Origin of the sequence: Nonomuraea sp. NPDC003709, from assembly GCF_040610775.1 — a bacterium.
In the GTDB taxonomy this organism is placed as follows: domain Bacteria; phylum Actinomycetota; class Actinomycetes; order Streptosporangiales; family Streptosporangiaceae; genus Nonomuraea; species Nonomuraea angiospora_A.
On record NZ_JBEXMW010000010.1, the window covers coordinates 294,236 to 310,011 of the forward strand.

General features: G+C 69.9%; 20 protein-coding genes. 9 read left to right on the forward strand and 11 right to left on the reverse strand.

Annotated features, from left to right (window positions below; translation table 11 throughout):
• The first annotated feature begins 14 nt into the window (after positions 1–14).
• Positions 15–587, forward strand: a complete 573-nt coding sequence (locus ABZX61_RS30190) for a hypothetical protein (protein ID WP_355199554.1) — start codon at positions 15–17, stop codon at positions 585–587.
• 14 nt (positions 588–601) lie between these two features.
• On the opposite strand, the gene ABZX61_RS30195 is transcribed toward ABZX61_RS30190, so the two are convergent.
• The 6 genes from ABZX61_RS30195 to ABZX61_RS30220 form a co-directional block, all read right to left on the reverse strand.
• A complete protein-coding gene (locus ABZX61_RS30195) occupies positions 602–1,486 on the reverse strand; it encodes a hypothetical protein (RefSeq protein WP_355199555.1) in 885 nt (294 codons plus the stop codon).
• A gap of 144 nt (positions 1,487–1,630) precedes the next feature.
• Positions 1,631–2,005, reverse strand: a complete 375-nt coding sequence (locus ABZX61_RS30200; protein ID WP_355199556.1) for a VOC family protein — start codon at positions 2,003–2,005, stop codon at positions 1,631–1,633.
• A 45-nt stretch (positions 2,006–2,050) separates the two neighbouring features.
• Positions 2,051–4,201, reverse strand: a complete 2,151-nt coding sequence (gene secA2, locus ABZX61_RS30205) for an accessory Sec system translocase SecA2 (protein WP_355199557.1) — start codon at positions 4,199–4,201, stop codon at positions 2,051–2,053.
• Between the two features lie 187 nt (positions 4,202–4,388).
• Positions 4,389–5,252 (reverse strand): EamA family transporter, encoded by an 864-nt coding sequence (locus tag ABZX61_RS30210; protein WP_355199558.1) that lies wholly within the window; start codon positions 5,250–5,252, stop codon positions 4,389–4,391.
• 171 nt (positions 5,253–5,423) lie between these two features.
• Positions 5,424–6,239, reverse strand: a complete 816-nt coding sequence (locus ABZX61_RS30215) for an SAM-dependent methyltransferase (protein WP_355199559.1) — start codon at positions 6,237–6,239, stop codon at positions 5,424–5,426.
• A gap of 67 nt (positions 6,240–6,306) precedes the next feature.
• Positions 6,307–7,392 carry an acyltransferase gene (locus tag ABZX61_RS30220; protein ID WP_355199560.1) on the reverse strand — a complete coding sequence of 362 codons (1,086 nt, stop codon included), beginning with the start codon at positions 7,390–7,392 and terminating at the stop codon, positions 6,307–6,309.
• Between the two features lie 151 nt (positions 7,393–7,543).
• Between ABZX61_RS30220 and ABZX61_RS30225 the strand changes: the two genes are divergently transcribed.
• Positions 7,544–7,885, forward strand: coding sequence for a PRC-barrel domain containing protein (locus ABZX61_RS30225; protein WP_350728241.1), 342 nt, complete (start codon positions 7,544–7,546; stop codon positions 7,883–7,885).
• 58 nt (positions 7,886–7,943) lie between these two features.
• Here the strand turns inward: ABZX61_RS30225 and ABZX61_RS30230 are convergent, their stop codons facing one another.
• Positions 7,944–8,540 carry a nucleotidyltransferase gene (locus tag ABZX61_RS30230; RefSeq protein ID WP_350728242.1) on the reverse strand — a complete coding sequence of 199 codons (597 nt, stop codon included), beginning with the start codon at positions 8,538–8,540 and terminating at the stop codon, positions 7,944–7,946.
• Between the two features lie 113 nt (positions 8,541–8,653).
• Between ABZX61_RS30230 and ABZX61_RS30235 the strand changes: the two genes are divergently transcribed.
• Both ABZX61_RS30235 and ABZX61_RS30240 read left to right on the forward strand, forming a co-directional pair.
• A complete protein-coding gene (locus tag ABZX61_RS30235) occupies positions 8,654–8,803 on the forward strand; it encodes a GPGG-motif small membrane protein (protein ID WP_165959640.1) in 150 nt (49 codons plus the stop codon).
• A gap of 347 nt (positions 8,804–9,150) precedes the next feature.
• Positions 9,151–9,330 carry a hypothetical protein gene (locus tag ABZX61_RS30240; RefSeq protein ID WP_355199561.1) on the forward strand — a complete coding sequence of 60 codons (180 nt, stop codon included), beginning with the start codon at positions 9,151–9,153 and terminating at the stop codon, positions 9,328–9,330.
• Here ABZX61_RS30240 and ABZX61_RS30245 read toward each other — a convergent pair.
• Together ABZX61_RS30245 and ABZX61_RS30250 are read right to left on the reverse strand one after the other, a co-directional pair.
• Positions 9,327–10,058, reverse strand: a complete 732-nt coding sequence (locus ABZX61_RS30245) for a metallophosphoesterase (RefSeq protein WP_221519178.1) — start codon at positions 10,056–10,058, stop codon at positions 9,327–9,329. The two genes, ABZX61_RS30240 and ABZX61_RS30245, sit on opposite strands and share 4 nt — an antisense overlap.
• Positions 10,051–10,299 carry a BON domain-containing protein gene (locus tag ABZX61_RS30250; protein ID WP_192787480.1) on the reverse strand — a complete coding sequence of 83 codons (249 nt, stop codon included), beginning with the start codon at positions 10,297–10,299 and terminating at the stop codon, positions 10,051–10,053. The genes ABZX61_RS30245 and ABZX61_RS30250 overlap by 8 nt, the downstream gene beginning before the upstream one ends.
• Positions 10,300–10,505: 206 nt before the next feature.
• Between ABZX61_RS30250 and ABZX61_RS30255 the strand changes: the two genes are divergently transcribed.
• The 3 genes from ABZX61_RS30255 (at position 10,506) to ABZX61_RS30265 (ending at position 13,707) form a co-directional block, all read left to right on the forward strand.
• Positions 10,506–10,781 carry a hypothetical protein gene (locus ABZX61_RS30255; protein WP_350728245.1) on the forward strand — a complete coding sequence of 92 codons (276 nt, stop codon included), beginning with the start codon at positions 10,506–10,508 and terminating at the stop codon, positions 10,779–10,781.
• A 7-nt stretch (positions 10,782–10,788) separates the two neighbouring features.
• Complete coding sequence (locus ABZX61_RS30260; RefSeq protein ID WP_355199562.1) at positions 10,789–11,796, forward strand: SDR family oxidoreductase; 1,008 nt, start codon at positions 10,789–10,791, stop codon at positions 11,794–11,796.
• A gap of 84 nt (positions 11,797–11,880) precedes the next feature.
• The gene (locus tag ABZX61_RS30265) at positions 11,881–13,707 is read left to right on the forward strand and encodes a transketolase (protein WP_355199563.1); all 1,827 of its coding nucleotides are present in this window, start codon (positions 11,881–11,883) and stop codon (positions 13,705–13,707) included.
• Between the two features lie 87 nt (positions 13,708–13,794).
• Here the strand turns inward: ABZX61_RS30265 and ABZX61_RS30270 are convergent, their stop codons facing one another.
• Both ABZX61_RS30270 and ABZX61_RS30275 read right to left on the reverse strand, forming a co-directional pair.
• Positions 13,795–14,280 carry a ChaB family protein gene (locus ABZX61_RS30270; RefSeq protein ID WP_350728248.1) on the reverse strand — a complete coding sequence of 162 codons (486 nt, stop codon included), beginning with the start codon at positions 14,278–14,280 and terminating at the stop codon, positions 13,795–13,797.
• Positions 14,281–14,293: 13 nt separating this feature from the next.
• Complete coding sequence (locus ABZX61_RS30275; protein WP_350728249.1) at positions 14,294–14,575, reverse strand: hypothetical protein; 282 nt, start codon at positions 14,573–14,575, stop codon at positions 14,294–14,296.
• Between the two features lie 38 nt (positions 14,576–14,613).
• On the opposite strand from ABZX61_RS30275, the gene ABZX61_RS30280 reads away from it, so the two are divergent.
• Positions 14,614–15,123, forward strand: coding sequence for a shikimate kinase (locus ABZX61_RS30280; RefSeq protein WP_350728250.1), 510 nt, complete (start codon positions 14,614–14,616; stop codon positions 15,121–15,123).
• Between the two features lie 12 nt (positions 15,124–15,135).
• Positions 15,136–15,690, forward strand: coding sequence for a GNAT family protein (locus ABZX61_RS30285; protein ID WP_355199564.1), 555 nt, complete (start codon positions 15,136–15,138; stop codon positions 15,688–15,690).
• Positions 15,691–15,776: the final 86 nt, after the last annotated feature.

Here is a 15,776-nt window from a genome sequence, read left to right on the forward strand (position 1 = left end):
GGCGAGCCGCGTTCGTGGGCGAGTACGCGGTGGTGGGCCCCGGGGACCGGGTGGCGCTGGTCTTCGCCGGCAATCGTTCGGAGCTCCGCCGCCCGCCCCGGCCGTCCCGCGCGCCGTGGCTGGACCGGATGCCGTGGGAGTACACGACGTTCGCCCCGGACGGCGAGCGGGTGGCGATCGCCGAGGAGAGCGGGATCCAGATCTACGGCCTCGACGGAGTGCCCACCCGGTCCACCCGGCTGCGCCCCTCGCCGGGCCACCTGCGGTTCAGCCCGGACGGGCGGCTGCTCATCAGCACGGACAGCGATCGGGTACGGGTCTGGCGGCTCGATGACGGCACCGGCACGCCGGTGGCCGACAGGGCGGTGCCCACAGCCGGCGTCGACCGGGCGGCCCAGGCCACGATCACCGGGGACGGGCGGCGGCTGCGGGTTCTGGCCGGACACGGAATCGTGCTGACCATCGATCTGGCACCCGGGCCCGCGCCCCGGGATCACGCCGCGTACATCTGCTCCCGCTACGGCGCCCTCTCCCCGCAGGAGTGGTCGCGGCACCTGCCCGAACTACCGCACCGCGACACCTGCTGACCACGGACGAAGGGTCAGCCGGCCTGGGAGGTCGCGGACACCGGCTCGGGGGCCGGCTGGGGCTGCGTGGGGGTGGGGTGGGAGTGGTCGGGGGCGAGGCGGCCGAGGGTGATCGTGCCACCGATGGTGAGCGCGCTGGCCAGGATGGCGGGGATCGCGGTGGAGGGGTTGGTCGGCAGGGGCTCGCCGAGGAGGATCACGCCGGCGAGGACCGAGGTGATGGGGTCGATGACCTGTACGCCGGCGTACGCGATGCCGAAGTAGCCGACCGCGTACGAGCGCTGCAACAGCACCACCGCGCAGACCAGCAGCACGGGCACGGCGAGCGTGAACCAGTGCACCAGCCGGCCCCAGTCCCCCTCCATGCCGCCCCCGACGACCCGGACGAACGTGGACACGCTCGCCGTCACCACGCCCGCGCCCACGGACAGCAGTAACGCCCTGCTCGGCCCGTGCACCCGGGCCGCGATCAGCTGCGTCACCAGGACGATCACGCCGATCACGGCCAGGAACACGAGCGCGGCGCCGTCACCCAGTCTCGGCGTCACGTTGTGGTGCGGCACCAGGAGCATGAGCCAGAGCAGGCCCACCGCCACCGCGATCGAGCCGAAGATCTCCGCGCGGTACGGCTTGCGCCCGTACATGAACGCGGCCAGCGGCACGGCGAACACCAGCGTGGCGACGCTGATCGGCTGGACGGCCACCAGCGGGGCGAAACTCAGCGCCACGGCGTGCAGGCAGGCGCCGGTGAGGCCGATGGCGCCGCCGATCAACCAGCGGGGGCGCCGGACCAGCTTGAGCGAGGCGCCCCCGGCCACGGCCTCGTACTGTTGCAGGGCCGCGCCGAGTGCGTATCCAAGCGCTCCTGCCAGGGCGATGATCAGGCCGACCCAGGTCATGGGCGCCCGCGCAGGGGCATGGATCCTTCCAAGAGCATTCCTCTAGCTTATGAGGGAAGCAAAGCTGGCGAATCATACTTTTGGTGGATCGTTCGGGCGGAGCTGATCCCGGCCAGGACACATGTGTGACCGGCTGGGAAGAGGTCAGGAGCGGTCGGGGCAGACGCAGAACAGGTGGCCTGCGGGATCCTGGAGGACGATCCAGCCGACGCCCTCCTCCGTGATCCCCGGCTGGAACTCGGGCTTCGTGGCCCCCAGGGCGACGTACTCCTCCGCCGCCTTCTCCACGTCCGGCACCCGGAAGTCCAGGTGGAACTGCTTGTCCGGGCTCGGCCAGGTCACCGGCTTGCGGTCGGGGATCCGGCCGAAGTAGATGCTGGTGGTGCCGTTCCCCACGGCCGCGTACTCGTCCTCCGCGTACTGGATCTCCCACCCCGTGATCTCGTGGTAGAACTCGGCCAGCTTCTTGGGCTCCGCGCAGTCGAGGGTAACGGCCAGGAGCTTTGCTTTCGTCGTCATGAGCCCATGGTTCCAGCCGTACCTGTCACCTTCTGTCAGGTACGGCTAGCCGCGGCGGGTGGCGGCCGTCACACGCTTGAGGATGCGGTCCCACTCCGTGCCGAACGGGTTGTCCTGCACCAGGTACGTCCAGGTGGCCGTCGGCCGCTTCAGGTCCGGCTCGGGCGCCTCGAAGGACTCCAGCGAGCGCCGCTCCACCTCCGCCAGCAGCGACTTGTACTCGGCCACCGCCTCCCGGTGGAACTCGTCGACCGGGCTCATCCGGCCCAGCGCGCGCAGGTGGATGCCCTCGCGCAGGTCCGTCAGGAACGCCAGGTGCTCGGTCCAGCAGCGGTCGATGGCGTGCAGGACGATCTGGCGGGCGGTCTCGTCCCTGGAGTCCTCCGGCAGGGCCTCCCAGCGTTCGGCATCGGCCGTGGACAGGGCCTTGGAGGCGGAGTCGCCGTGCAGGACCTTGTCGCGCCACTCCAGGATGAGCTCGCGCTGGTGCTCCAGGAGGCGGGTGTAGCGCCACGTGTTGCGGTGGATCTCCAGGTTGACGCCCTCGGCGACGCGCTGGGCATGGCCGACGAGGTACGCGCCGCGCCGGTGGCGGACGATGCCGTCGGCGTCGGCGGCGGGCGGGCGCTCGTCGGGGACGAACTGGGTGATCAGGTCGTCCTGCGTGCTGACGAAGAAGACCGAGCCGCCCGGGTCGCCCTGGCGGCCGGCGCGCCCGCGGAGCTGGTCGTCGAGGCGGCTGCTGGCGTGGCGGCCCGAGCCGATCACGTACAGGCCGCCCAGCTCGGCGACGCCGTCGCCAAGGCGGATGTCGGTGCCGCGACCGGCCATCTGGGTGGAGACGGTGATGGCGTCGCGCTCCCCCGCCTTGGCGATGATCGCGGCCTCTTCGGCGTCGTTCTTGGCGTTGAGGACGACCGGTTCCATGCCGCGGCGCTGGAGGAGCTTGGCGAGGTTCTCCGATTCGGCGACGTCGAGCGTGCCGATGAGGATCGGCCGGCCGGTGGCGTGGATCTCCTGGATCTCCTCGACCAGCGCGGCGTCCTTGTCGGGGACGGTCGGGTAGATGCGGTCCGGCTCGTCCTCGCGCACGCAGGGCCGGTTGGGCGGGATGACCGCGACCTTGAGGCCGTAGAACTCGCCGAGCTGCTCGCTGACCGCCACCGCCGTACCCGTCATGCCGCAGATCTCCGGATAGCGGCGGATCAGACCCTGAACGGTGATCGAGTCGAGGATCTCGCCCTTCTCGCTCGGCGGCAGCGCCTCCTTGGCCTCCACGGCCGCCTGGAGGCCGTCGGGCCAGCGCTGGAGCAGCGCCACCCGGCCGCGTGAGGGGTTGATCAGCTGGACCTTGCCGTCGCGCACGATGTAGTCGACGTCGCGGGCCAGCAGCGCGTGGGCGTGCAGGGCCAGGTTGAGCTCGATGAGCGTGCCGGGCTCGTGCTCGTCGTAGAGCTCGACGCCGAGGAGGTTCTCGACGCTGTCGGCGCCCTTGGGGGTGAGGTAGACGTTGCGGGCCTGCTCGTCGATCTCGTAGTGGTAGCCGCGTACGAGCTGCCTGACCAGCGCCGCCATCTCCGGCACCGCGCTGCCGGGGTCGGTGGACCCGGCCATCACGAGCGGCACGCGGGCCTCGTCGACCAGCACGGAGTCGGCCTCGTCGATCAGGGCCACCTCGGGCGCGGGCACGATGATCTCGCCGGCCACCGTGCGGAGGCGGTCGCGCAGCACGTCGAACCCGATCTCGCTGACGGGCCCGTACGTGACGTCCTTCGCATACGCCTCGCGCCGCTCCTCCGGCGTGGAGTTCTGGCCGATCCAGCCCACGGTGACGCCGAGCGCCTCGTAGAACGGGCCCATCCACTCGGCGTCGCGCCTGGCCAGATAGTCGTTCACCGAGATCACGTGGACATGCTTGCCCTGCAACGCGTAGCCGGCCGCCGCCATGGCGCCGGACAACGTCTTGCCCTCACCGGTGGCCATCTCGGCGACCTTCCCGTCGAGGAGGGCCAAGGTGCCGAGCAACTGCACGTCGTACGGCCGCAGGCCCAGCGTCCTGTCGGCGGCCTCGCGTGCGATGGCGCAGAACTCGGCCAGATCGTCCATCTTCGGCTCGGGCAGCTCGTCGAGCTTGCGCAACCGATCGGCGCGGCCCTCCGCCGCCTTGACGATCTTCTCATAGGGGGTCAGGGGCACCCCTCCTGGACGATCCAGGAGGTTCCTGATAATTCCCTTTATTGAGGCCACAGTTCCTCCAACGCACGCTTCGCCGACACCGTTCCCTCTTACAAGGGAGGGGAGCGGAGCGACGTTACGGCAAGCGCCGCCGTACCGGACATTAGCTCATCCGGGACGCTGCGCCGCCACATCGCTCATGCCCGAGTCACCCGGATTCAGCCCGTACGGCGAGAACTGTGACGGCGGCCAGCAGCAGCACGCACCCCGACCAGGCAAGAGGGGTGAGCCGCTCCCCGAACAGCACCACGCCGAGCACCGCCGCACCCACGGCCTCCCCGAGCGTGATGATCGACACCGTGGTGGCGCGCAGCGCGGTCAGCGCGCGGAAGAACAGGCCGTACGCGAGCGCCGTCGGCACCGCTCCCAGGTAGAGCAGCAGCGCCACGGACGACAGGCTCATGTTCGGCACGACCCCTTCCACCAGCGCGAACGGCGCCAGGCAGGCCGCCCCGACCACGAACCCGCCGATCGCCACTCCCTGCGGATCGTCGCCCCCGTTCCTCCGGGAGAGGATCGTGACCCCGGCGTACCCGGCGGCCGAGAGCAGGGCGAGGCCGATGCCCGCGATGGAGGACGTGCGGGCCCGCAGCGCGGTCTCCCCGGTGAGGAGGACGAGCCCGACCAGGGCGGTGGCGAGGGCGGTGAGCGCGACGCGGCCGAGCGGCTCGCGGAGGAGGAAGCGGCTGCCCAGGGCGGTGAAGACGGGGGTGGCGCCCATCGTCACCACGGTCGCGATCGCCACGCCGGAGTGGGCGATCGCGGCGAAGTACGCGGTCTGGTAGACGGCCATCCCGGCGCCGATCAGCAGGATCCGGCCGTTGACCACGACGGGGCGGCGGGTGAGGAGGAGAAGGAAGGCGGCGCCGAGAAGGTAGCGCCAGAGGGAGACGCCGACGGCGCCGAGGCCGCCGGACTCGAAGAGCAGCGAACCGGCGGCGCCGCCCGTGCCCCAGGCGGTCGCGGCCACGGACACGTAAAGGGCGCCCCGCCGGGCGGAGACATGGGTCATGACAGGAGTGCTCCGGATGGAGTGGTCGGAATGGGCCCGGTGTGCGGGCAGCAACCACCCCCGGATCGGTCAGACCCGGAATCTCAGGGAATGCCGCCCGCTAGAGGGCGGGCGGCGGGGAGCAGATCAAGCGTCGGTGCACTCGCTCACCCTAGCGCGGCGCGGCGGAGGCTAGGGTTTGCGGGCCACGCCGCCCAGCAGGAGCTGTTCCCAGGTGGCCAGCGGGCCGGGCAGGCGCTCGTCCGGATGCCATTCGGGAAAGTGCACCACTCCGGGCTCCACCAGCGCCAGCCCGTCGAAGTACGCGGCGATGGAGTCCCGGTCGCGGAAGTAGCCGGTGCCCATGGTGACGTGGAGCATGGCCTCCAGCGCCTGGGCCTTGGGGTTGTCCGAGGCCATCATGTTGGAGGCGGCCAGGTAGCTGCCCTTCGGCAGCGCGGACATGTACCGCCGGACCAGCCCGTGCGGGTCGTCCTGGTCCGGCAGCAGGTGCAGCAGGCCGACGATGAGAATCGCCGTGGGCTGGGCCGGGTCGATCAGGCGGCGCAGCGAGGGGTGGCCGAGCACGGCGTCCACGTCGCGGACGTCGGCGGTGATGGCGTCGGCGTACGGATTGCCGTTCAGGATGGCGCGGGCGTGCGGCTCGACCATGGGGTCGCTGTCGACGTACACCACCCTGGCCCTGGGGTCGGCGAACTGGGCCACCTCATGCGTGTTCTCCACCGTGGGCAGCCCGGCGCCCAGGTCGATGATCTGCCTGATCCCGGCCTCGCGGACGAGGAAGTCCACGACTCTGCCGATGAAGGCGCGGTTGCACCAGACGAGGTTCACCACCTCGGGCACCGTGTCCTTCAGCTTGCGGGCCACCGAGCGGTCGGCGGCGAAGTTCTCCATGCCGCCGAGCAGCGCGTCGTGTACCCGGGCCACGCTGGGCCGCGTCGGGTCGACCCCGGGTGGAGCCCACTCGTACTCTCCGCTGAGACTCAACCCCGCCCCCTTTGCGTGCTTTGACCGGGATCGTAGTCGCACTTGGGGGCTTAACGGGAAGAACGCATCAGATTGTGGGACGCCCCGCGACGAACACGCCCAGTGACGGAACGGCCGGCCGGCCGGACAGCAGGCGCTTGAACGCCGGTGCCAGCGGCCGCTCCACGAACCTGTGCACCAGGTACGCGGCCCCGCACATGACCGCGACGAGCGCGACCAGCAGCACGTACTTGTTCACCGCGTCCCCCACCCGGTTGAACACGATGAACCCGATGTGCCCGTGCAGCAGGTAGAGCGGGTATGTGAGCGCGCCGGCCGTCACCAGCCACGGCCTGGCCAGCAGGCGGGTGGCCCGCAACGCCACGAGCGTCATGACGAGGAAGACGAGCACGACCACGGCGGTGATCACCGTGTGTGAGTACGACACCGCGTACCGCGAGCCGACGGCGTCGGCGTACCCGATGGCTCGGTAGACCGCGTTGCCCAGGCAGATCGGCACCAGCAGCGCGATCTGGCGGTTCAGCCCGAACTTGTAGAGCATGAACAGGGCCATCCCGGCGATGAAGTAGTGGGAGAACTCCGACTGCACGACCAGGTCGGCGAACCCGGGCAGCAGCCCCGTCTCCACCGCGAACGTCAGCCCCAGCCAGCCCCACAGCCCCGCCATGACCCGGCCTCGCGTCATCCCGATCCAGGTCAGGGCCAGGATGAGGAAGTAGAAGCGCATCTCGGCCCAGAGCGTCCAGTAGACGACGTCCACGTTCGCGATGTCCGGCACCGCCTGGAACATCGTCAGGTTCGCCAGCACCTGCGGCAGCGTCACCTGGAACAGCCCCTGCCCCAGCGTCACGGTGACCACGGCGGTGACCGCGATGCCCACCCAGTACGCGGGGTAGAGCCGCACGGCCCGCGACACCACGAACGAGCGCGGGCTCCTGCCCCACGCGCTCATCAGCACCACGAACCCGCTGATCAGGAAGAACAGGTCCACGCCCAGGTAGCCGTACTTGGACCAGGAGCTCTCGGCGGCGAAGGCCACCGGGCTGTTGCCGCCGGCCCAGCCGGAGAACGTGTAGTGGAAGAGCACGACGCAGAGCGCCGCCAGCAGCCGGAGGCCGTCGATCTCGTAGAGCCGGTCTGAGCTGGTTCGCATGGGTTCCACCCCCTCCTGTTCATGGAGAGAGTGCGCCCGGCCGCTTGCCGCTCGCCTGCATGCAAGTGCTTTGCAAGACGTTTACGCGGCCGTGGCCGGGTAGCAGGAGGCGTGCCCGAGAAGGACGGAAGAAGAGAGGGAGAGAGCCCCCATGGAGCTCTGGAACTATCGCGCTGACGTCTACGACCGCGGCCAGCCCCTGGATCTCGTGGGCTACCACGTCCAGGCGACCGATGGAAAGATCGGGTCCGTCGACGAGGCGACGTACGAGGTCGGCGAGAGCTACATCATCGTCGACACCGGCCCCTGGATCTTCGGTAAGAAGGTCATGCTCCCGGCACAGGTCATCACGAGCATCGACCCTCAGGAGCGCAACGTGTACGTGGCGCGCACCAAGGCCGAGATCAAGGACGCTCCCGAGTTGGACGAGGGCAGGTTCAAGGAACCCGAGTACCGGACGCGGCTAGGCGACTACTACGGCCGGCTCGTGTAACTGACATGCCGCAACAGAAGGGCCGCGCCCCCCAGGGGGCGCGGCCCTTCGCGGCGTTTCACGGCCATTTCGGGTCGCCCTTCGGCTCGATCGGGCCCTTCAGCACGTCCAGCCGCTCCAGGAGCGTGATGAACGTCATCGCGTACGGCGAGTCCTGGAGCACGGCGGCCACGCGCGGCCAGTCGACCTGCTCGCGCAGCGCGCGCACCTGGGCCAGCAGGGCCCCGTAGTCGCAGGCGTGCTCCGACAGCGGCAGCAGCCACGAGATGACCAGGTCGGTGGCCTCCAGCACGGGCACGATCACGGCGGACGCCTTCAGCGGCTCGGCCCGGTCCAGCAGCTCGTCGGTGATCGGCTGGTCGGACACCCGGAAGATCAGGTCCACCAGCCGCCCCTCGTCGTACGCCTTGACCAGCCAGTCCTCCGGCGGCTTGGCCGTCTGGAAGCCGATCCCGCGCAGCGCCTCCAGCGCGGTCGGCACGTCGTGCTCGGTCAGCATGAAGTCGACGTCGTGCAGCGACGGTGCGGCGCCTCTCGCGTAAGCCGCGCATCCGCCGGCCAGCGCGAATTTCACCCCGGCGTCCTTCAGCCCTGAGCTGGCACGCTTGAGCGTGTCGAGGATGGCGTCGGTGACAGCGTGACCGTGGCTCGTCATGTTTTCGGGCTACCCAAACGATCGTCAACTAGGCGTTGGATGCCGGGGTCTCTTGCCCATCAATGAGGGAAAAAACATGTTATGCGAACCCCCCTTAGGGCAGTGGCAGACCCATGGCTACTTTGCTCTGGATCATCGCGGTAATACTGGTCATCTCCGGGATCTACGTGATCCTGGCCAGGCGCGACCTCCTCTGGGGGATCGTGCTCATCGTCCTCGGATTCCTGGTCGGACCTGGCGGAGTCAGCATCTTCAACGTATAAGTTCCGCGCTCCCGAGGGCATGGGGAGCGCGTGAACACATATCCGCCGTTCACCCGCTTCGAAACCGGCGCGGCATCGGCGAGAGTACGTGAACAACTGGCGCGCCTGCGGCACCGCAGGCGCTCCGAAGCCATACTCGACCAGGCCACGGCCCGGCTGGCGACCGAGCTCGACATCCGCCCGAGCGGCCCTCTACCTGACCCCCGTCGGGTCGCGTGGTCGACTTCCGCACCCTGGCGGCCAACCGCCACTCCCGGACCGTGTCCGGGAGTGGCGCCGGCGAGCCGGCCGGATGCCGGCTCCCGGCGGTCACCCCGGGCGTGGCCGGCCACGCTGAGCGTCCGCGCGTGGACGCTCAGCGTGGCCCCGAAGGAGCGCACCTACGCCTGGACGAACGCCGGGCGCCCCGCCCCCGTGCTGATCAGGGGCGGCAGCGCCGCGCTGGTCGAGGGGTGTCGGGGGTGATGCTGGGGGCGTTCGACGTGACCGAGGACGACATCTGCCTCCTGGCCGCGGTGGTCCTCTAGAACCCGGTCTCGCAGTCGAGGCAGTAGACCGCGTAGGCCCGGCCCAGCACCGGCAGCGCCACGTTACGGACCCTGATGCCGCCCGGCGTCATGCCCTTCTCGCTGCCCTTGTGCGCGTGGCCGTGCAGGATCAGGTCGGCGCCCGCCGTGTCGACCGCCTCCGCCAGCAGGTAGCTGCCCAGGAACGGGTAGATCTCGTGCGGCTCCCCCTCCAGCGTCTCCTTGATGGGGGAGTAGTGCGACAGCACCACGCGCTTCTCGGCCACGATCTCCTTCAGCGCGACCTTCCAGGACTCGGCGATGTAGCGGGTGTGGGCGACGAAGTTCTTGATCTCCCGCTCGCCGAACTCGCTGGCGCACTTGCCCGCGAACCCGCCGCCGAACCCCTTGCCGCCGACCACGCCCAGCTTCCTGTCGCCGCACTGGACGACGGCGCCGTCGTCGTCGAGCACCACGACGCCCGCGTCGCGCAGCTCGCCGGCGATCTCGTACTGCAGGTCGGAGTGGTAGTCGTGGTTGCCGAGCACCGCGACGACGGGGATCGGCAGGCCGCGCAGCTCGTCGGCCACGACCCGCCCCTCCTCCAGCGTGCCGTGCCTGGTCAGGTCCCCGGCCAGCATCAGCACGTCCGCGCGTTCCTCGATGCCCACCAGTCTCTTGCGGTACTGGCCTCTGTCGTCCTCCCCCAGGTGGATGTCTCCGACGGCCGCGATACGCAGGTCAGTCAAGACGCTCATCCTCCCCCGGCTCACTGGCCTCCACGACTCTGATCTCGTTGTGCAGGTGGAGCTCGGGCGCGGCCTCGTGCGCCACCTGGCCGAGCCGCTCGCGCTGCCCTGTCCCGCTGACCTCACCGCGCAAGAACAGCTGGTCGCCTCGTATGTCGACGCGGATTCCGAGCTCGTGCGTGCGTCCGTCCTCGGCCAGCGCCTGCTGGACACGGGCCGCGACGTACTGCGGAGCTTCCATCGCTCGCCTCCTTCTTCTGTCGCCGCATGCCCCTGGATTAACACCTCAAACGGCACGAATAAGGTCAATAACCGCCTGCTCGACCGGGCCCGCCGTGGCCAGTTGCCCGAAATCGGTGTCCGCCCCCAGCTCGGTCAGCGCGGTCGCCAGGCCCACGGCGGCTTCCCCGGAAGTTAAGGGACAAACAGAACGGGCAGGTGGGCGGCATGTCGGATAACAGGGACATACCGGATAACGGAAAGTGGCACGAGGAGCGGGACATCAGGGGCCATGCCATGGTGCCCGCGACGCCACGCGACGTGGCGCACATCAGGATCGGGTCGTTCCTGCTGGTGTTCATGTTCGCGTTCGCGGTGCTCGGGATCATCGTCGGGGCGCCTGTTATGACGGGGATCGCGCTCGTGGTGGCCCTGGCGACGGTGGTCGACATCGCATTGGCCGTACGACGCCAGAAACTGCGGCAGGACGGAGAGGCGGGCTGATTGCGACATGGCACCACTTGAAGGGCGCGTAGTGGTGGTGACGGGTGCCAGCGGCGGGGTCGGGCGAGCGGTCGTCCGGCAGCTCGGGCACCAGGGTGCGAAGGTGGCGCTCATCGCCCGGGGCACGACCGGGCTGGGCGCCGCCGCCGTGGACGTGGGGGTGGAAGGAGGCACCGGCGAGGTATTCGAGGCCGACATGGCCGACTACGACCAGGTGCGGAGGGCGGCCGAGCGTATAGAGGCGGAGATGGGGCCCATTTCCGTCTGGATCAACACCGCATTTTCATCTGTCTTCGCCAAATTCACCGATATTTCCCCAGATGAGTACGCCCGCACCACCGCGGTGACGTACCTGGGCTACGTCTGGGGCACGAAGGTGGCCCTGGACCTCATGGGCCCGCGCAACGCGGGTGCGATCGTCCAGACCGGCTCGGCGCTGTCGCAGCGCGGCATCCCGCTGCAGTCGGCGTACTGCGGCGCCAAGCACGCGGTCAAGGGGTTCACGGAGTCGGTCCGCACGGAGTTGCTGGCCGACCGCAGCGGCATCGACATCACGCTGGTGCAGCTGCCCGCGGTCAACACCCCCCAGTTCGACTGGGTGCTGTCCAAGCTGCGGCGCCACCCGCAGCCGGTCCCCCCGATCTACCAGCCGGAGGTGGCCGCCAGGGCCATCGTGCACGCGGCCGAGCACCCGGAGCGCAAGGAGTACTGGGTGGGGGCCAGCACGGCCGCCACCCTCCTGGCCCAGCGCGTGGCGCCGGCGCTGGTGGACCGCTATCTGGCCAGGACCGGCGCGCAGTCCCAGCAGACGGACGAGAAACCGCCGGAAGGCGTCGCCAACCTGTGGAAGCCGGCGGACGAGGACGTGGACTACGGCGCCCACGGCTCGTTCGACGCGCGCTCCCACGCCCACAGCCCCCAGCTCTGGCTGGCCCAGCACCGCGGTGCGGTCCTCCTCGCGCTGGCCGGCGGCGCGGCCGCCGCGTGGGCCGCCCTGCGCCTGCGCGGGCGATGAGCCGAGCCCCGTCCCCCCTGATCGACCCGACTTAAGCGGGCCTGGCGGGGTAGGCGGCGGGAAACCGCTTCCGAGGAGGCCATAATGCCTGAGCGCGATCTTCAGTACCTGACCGAGCTGGCCGCGCAACTGCGGGTCGATTCCGTGCGGGCGGCCGCTGAGGCCGGGTCCGGCCATCCGACCTCGTCGATGTCGGCGGCCGATCTGATGGCCGTGCTCTTCGCGTGTCATCTGCACTACGACTTCGAGAATCCGGACAACCCCGCCAACGACCACTTGATCTTCTCGAAGGGGCACGCGTCCCCGCTGCTCTATGCGCTCTTCAAGGCAGCCGGGGTCGTCGACGACAAGGAGCTCCTGACGTTCCGCCGGCGGGGCAGCCGGTTGGAGGGGCATCCGACGCCGCGGCTGCCGTGGGTGGACGTGGCCACCGGGTCCCTCGGGCAGGGGTTGCCGGTCGGGGTCGGGGTGGCCATGGCCGGGCGGCTGGAGCGAATGCCGTACCGGGTGTGGGTGCTGTGCGGGGACAGCGAGCTCGCCGAGGGGTCCATCTGGGAGGCGGCCGAGCACGCGGGGTGCGAGGGGCTGGCCAACCTGACCGCGATCGTGGACGTGAACCGCCTCGGCCAGCGCGGGCCCACCCGGCACGGATGGGACACGGGGGCCTACGCGCGCAGGTTCGGGGCGTTCGGGTGGCACACGATCGAGATCGACGGGCACGATCCCGGGCAGATCGACTACGCGCTCAGCGACGCCCGCAACACGCGCAGGCGGCCGACGGTGATCCTGGCCAAGACGCGCAAGGGCGAGGGAGCCCTGGAGGTCGAGAACCGCGAAGGGGCCCACGGCAAGCCGCTCAAGGACCCGGACAAGGCCGTCGAGGAGCTGGGCGGCCGGCGGGACCTGCGAGTCGAGGTGCACAAGCCCGAGGCCCCGGCGGCGCCGTACCGGTTCGAGACCAGGCCGATGAGCCTGCCCGCGTACAAGGTGGGCGACAAGGCGGCCACGCGGACGGCGTTCGGGGAGGCGCTGGCGGCGCTCGGCGCGGCCCGTGGGGACGTCCTGGCGCTGGACGGCGAGGTGGCGGACTCGACCAGGGCGGAGGCGTTCGGGAAGGAGTTCCCCGAGCGGTTCTTCGAGATGTACATCGCCGAGCAGCAGCTCGTGGCCGCCGCCATCGGCCTGCAGGTGCGCGGGTGGAAGCCGTACGCGGTCACGTTCGCGGCGTTCCTGACCAGGGCGTACGACTTCATCAGGATGGCCGGCGTGAGCAGGGCCTCGATCCGGCTCGTGGGGTCGCACGCGGGGGTGGCGATCGGCGAGGACGGGCCCTCCCAGATGGGCCTGGAGGACCTGGCGATGCTGCGGGCGGTCTACGGCAGCACCGTGCTCTACCCGTGCGACGCCAACCAGGCGGCGGCGTTGACGGCTGAGCTGGCGGACGTCGAAGGCGTCTCCTACCTGCGCACCACGCGCGGGGAGACGCCGGTCATCTACCCGCCGGACGAGCGGTTCCCCGTGGGCGGGTCGCGGGTGCTGCGGCACTCGCCCAACGACCGGGCCACCATCGTGGCTGCGGGCGTGACCGTGCACGAGGCGCTGGCGGCGGCCGACGAGCTGAGCGGGGCCGGGATCCCGGTGGGGGTGATCGACCTGTACTCGGTCAAGCCTGTCGACACGGCCGCGCTGGTCGAGGCGGCCACCACCACGGGCAACCTGATCACGGTGGAGGACCACCGGCTGGAGGGCGGGCTCGGCGACGCGGTGTCGGACGCGGTCAGCGAGCTGGGGCCGCGGGTGGTGAAGCTGGCCGTGACGGGCCTGCCCGGGTCCGCGACGCCCGAGGAGCAGCTGGCCGACGCCGGCATCGACCGCCACGCCATCGCCGAGGCGGTCAAGCGGCTCCTGTGATGGATATGCCGGACATGAGTGAGGGCCGAGGGGCGACCTGCCCCCGGCCCTCCCTTTTGGCGTGGCCCCCTGAGCGGGAAGCCCCCGTCAACGGGCCTTCGCCGTCAGCCTCCTGTTGGCCCTCCTGATGGCGTTCACCAGCTCCTGCTTGGTCATCTTCGACCGGCCGCGCACGTCGAGCTTGGCGGCCATCTTCTGCAGGTACTCCCTGGTGGCGTTGAGGTTGACGCCCTCGACGACGCCCTCGGCCGTCTTGGCCGTCCGGGTCATCGCGGCCTTGGCGGTCCGGGTGGCGGCCTTGGCGGTCCGGGCCATCGTGGCCTTGCCACCGGTCCGGGTCGTGGTCGCCTTACCGGTCCGGGTCATCGTCGCCTTGTCGGAGGGGCCCTTCTTGGGCTCCCAGTGGTCGCCGACCTTCTCGAAGGATCGCTTCAGCGCGGCGAACGCGGTCATGTGGGCGCGCCGGCCCTCGCCGTACTCCCTCACGGCGTTGTCGTGCGCCTTGATCCACGTGTTCTGCGCTCTCTTCGGCGAACGTTTGATGGTCGACGGCAGCTCTTCAACAGCTGGCATGTCGATTCACCTCCTACAGCGGTGGTTCGTCGTAGCGGCGGCGTTCCTCGTACACGGTGGTCCTGCGGGCTTCAGGCTCCTCGTAGACCTCGTGACGGTGAACCGGCTCGTCGACGGGTCCGACCGCTCTACGGGTGACGCTGATCCTGTAGATGCCGAACAGCAGACCGACGAGGCCGCCGAGCATGAGGATGACCCCCACTACGTTGATGTCGAGACCGGCGAGGTCGAACTCGACGGCCCAGGTGAGGATCGCCCCGAGCATGATGAGGATGATGCTTCCGGCGATGGTCATCAGATTTACCTCCTTGACACGAAGGAACCTCTATCCACATGTCGAAAAACAAACCAGTCGTACTGGTCGGGCTCATGGGCTCGGGCAAGTCGAGCGCCGGCCGGTTGATCGCGCAGGCGCTCGGGCTGCCGTTCAGCGACAGCGATCCGTTCCTTCAGGAGCGCTACGGCGGCACCGCCGCGCAGATCGCCGAACGCGAAGGAGCGGACGCACTGCACCGGTACGAGGCCGACCACGTGCTGCACCAGTTGGCCGGCGAGCCGGAGGTCATCGCGGCGGCGGCCAGCACGGTCGAGTTCCCCGAGGTGCGCGCGGCGCTGGCCAAGGCGTTCGTGGTCTGGGTGGACGCCGCCGACGAGGTGCTGGCCCAGCGGATGAAGTCGAGCAGCCACCGCCCCGACTACGGCCCCGCTGTCATGCGGGCCCGCCGCGAGCCGTTCTTCCGGGAGGTCGCGGACCTGAGGTGCGACGTCGGCGAGCTGACCCCCGAGCAGGTGCGGGACGCGACGCTGCGGGAAATGGGTTTGCCCGAAGGCGATCGGCACTGATAGCCAAAGGGGATGTTCGCCGAGAAGCCCACCCTGACGGGTGACCGCGTGACCCTCTGCCCGGTCGGCCCGGAGCATGTCGACGGCCTCTTCGAGCTGGTCTCCGACCCCGAGGTGGGCCGCCTGACGGGCTCGCACGGCGAGATCGACCGCGGAGCCGCCCGCCAGTGGTATGCCACCAGGAAGGACCACGCCGACCGGCTCGACCTGGCCATCATGGCCGCCGGCGAATACGTCGGCGAGATCGTGCTCAACGAGCTCGACCAGCACAACCTCGCCTGCAACCTCCGCATAGCCCTCATCGGCGAACGCGCCTTCGGCAAGGGCTACGGCACCGAGGCCATCGAGCTGGTTCTCGACCACGCCTTCGCCACGACGCCGCTGCACCGCATCAGGCTGGGCGTCTACGCCTTCAACGAGCGGGCGCGGCACGTCTACAAGAAGGTCGGCTTCGTCGAGGAGGGCGTCGAACGCGACGCCCTGCTGTGGGACGGTGAATGGCACGACGCGGTGCTCATGTCGGTGCTCCGGCGCGAATGGCCGGCAAGATCCGGAAGCCTGGCATAATGATCATGACGCATGGGTCCCCCGAGGCGCGCGGGGGACCTGTGGCGTCTTTGGGACAACCATTGGGCAGTGGCGTGCATCTAAGC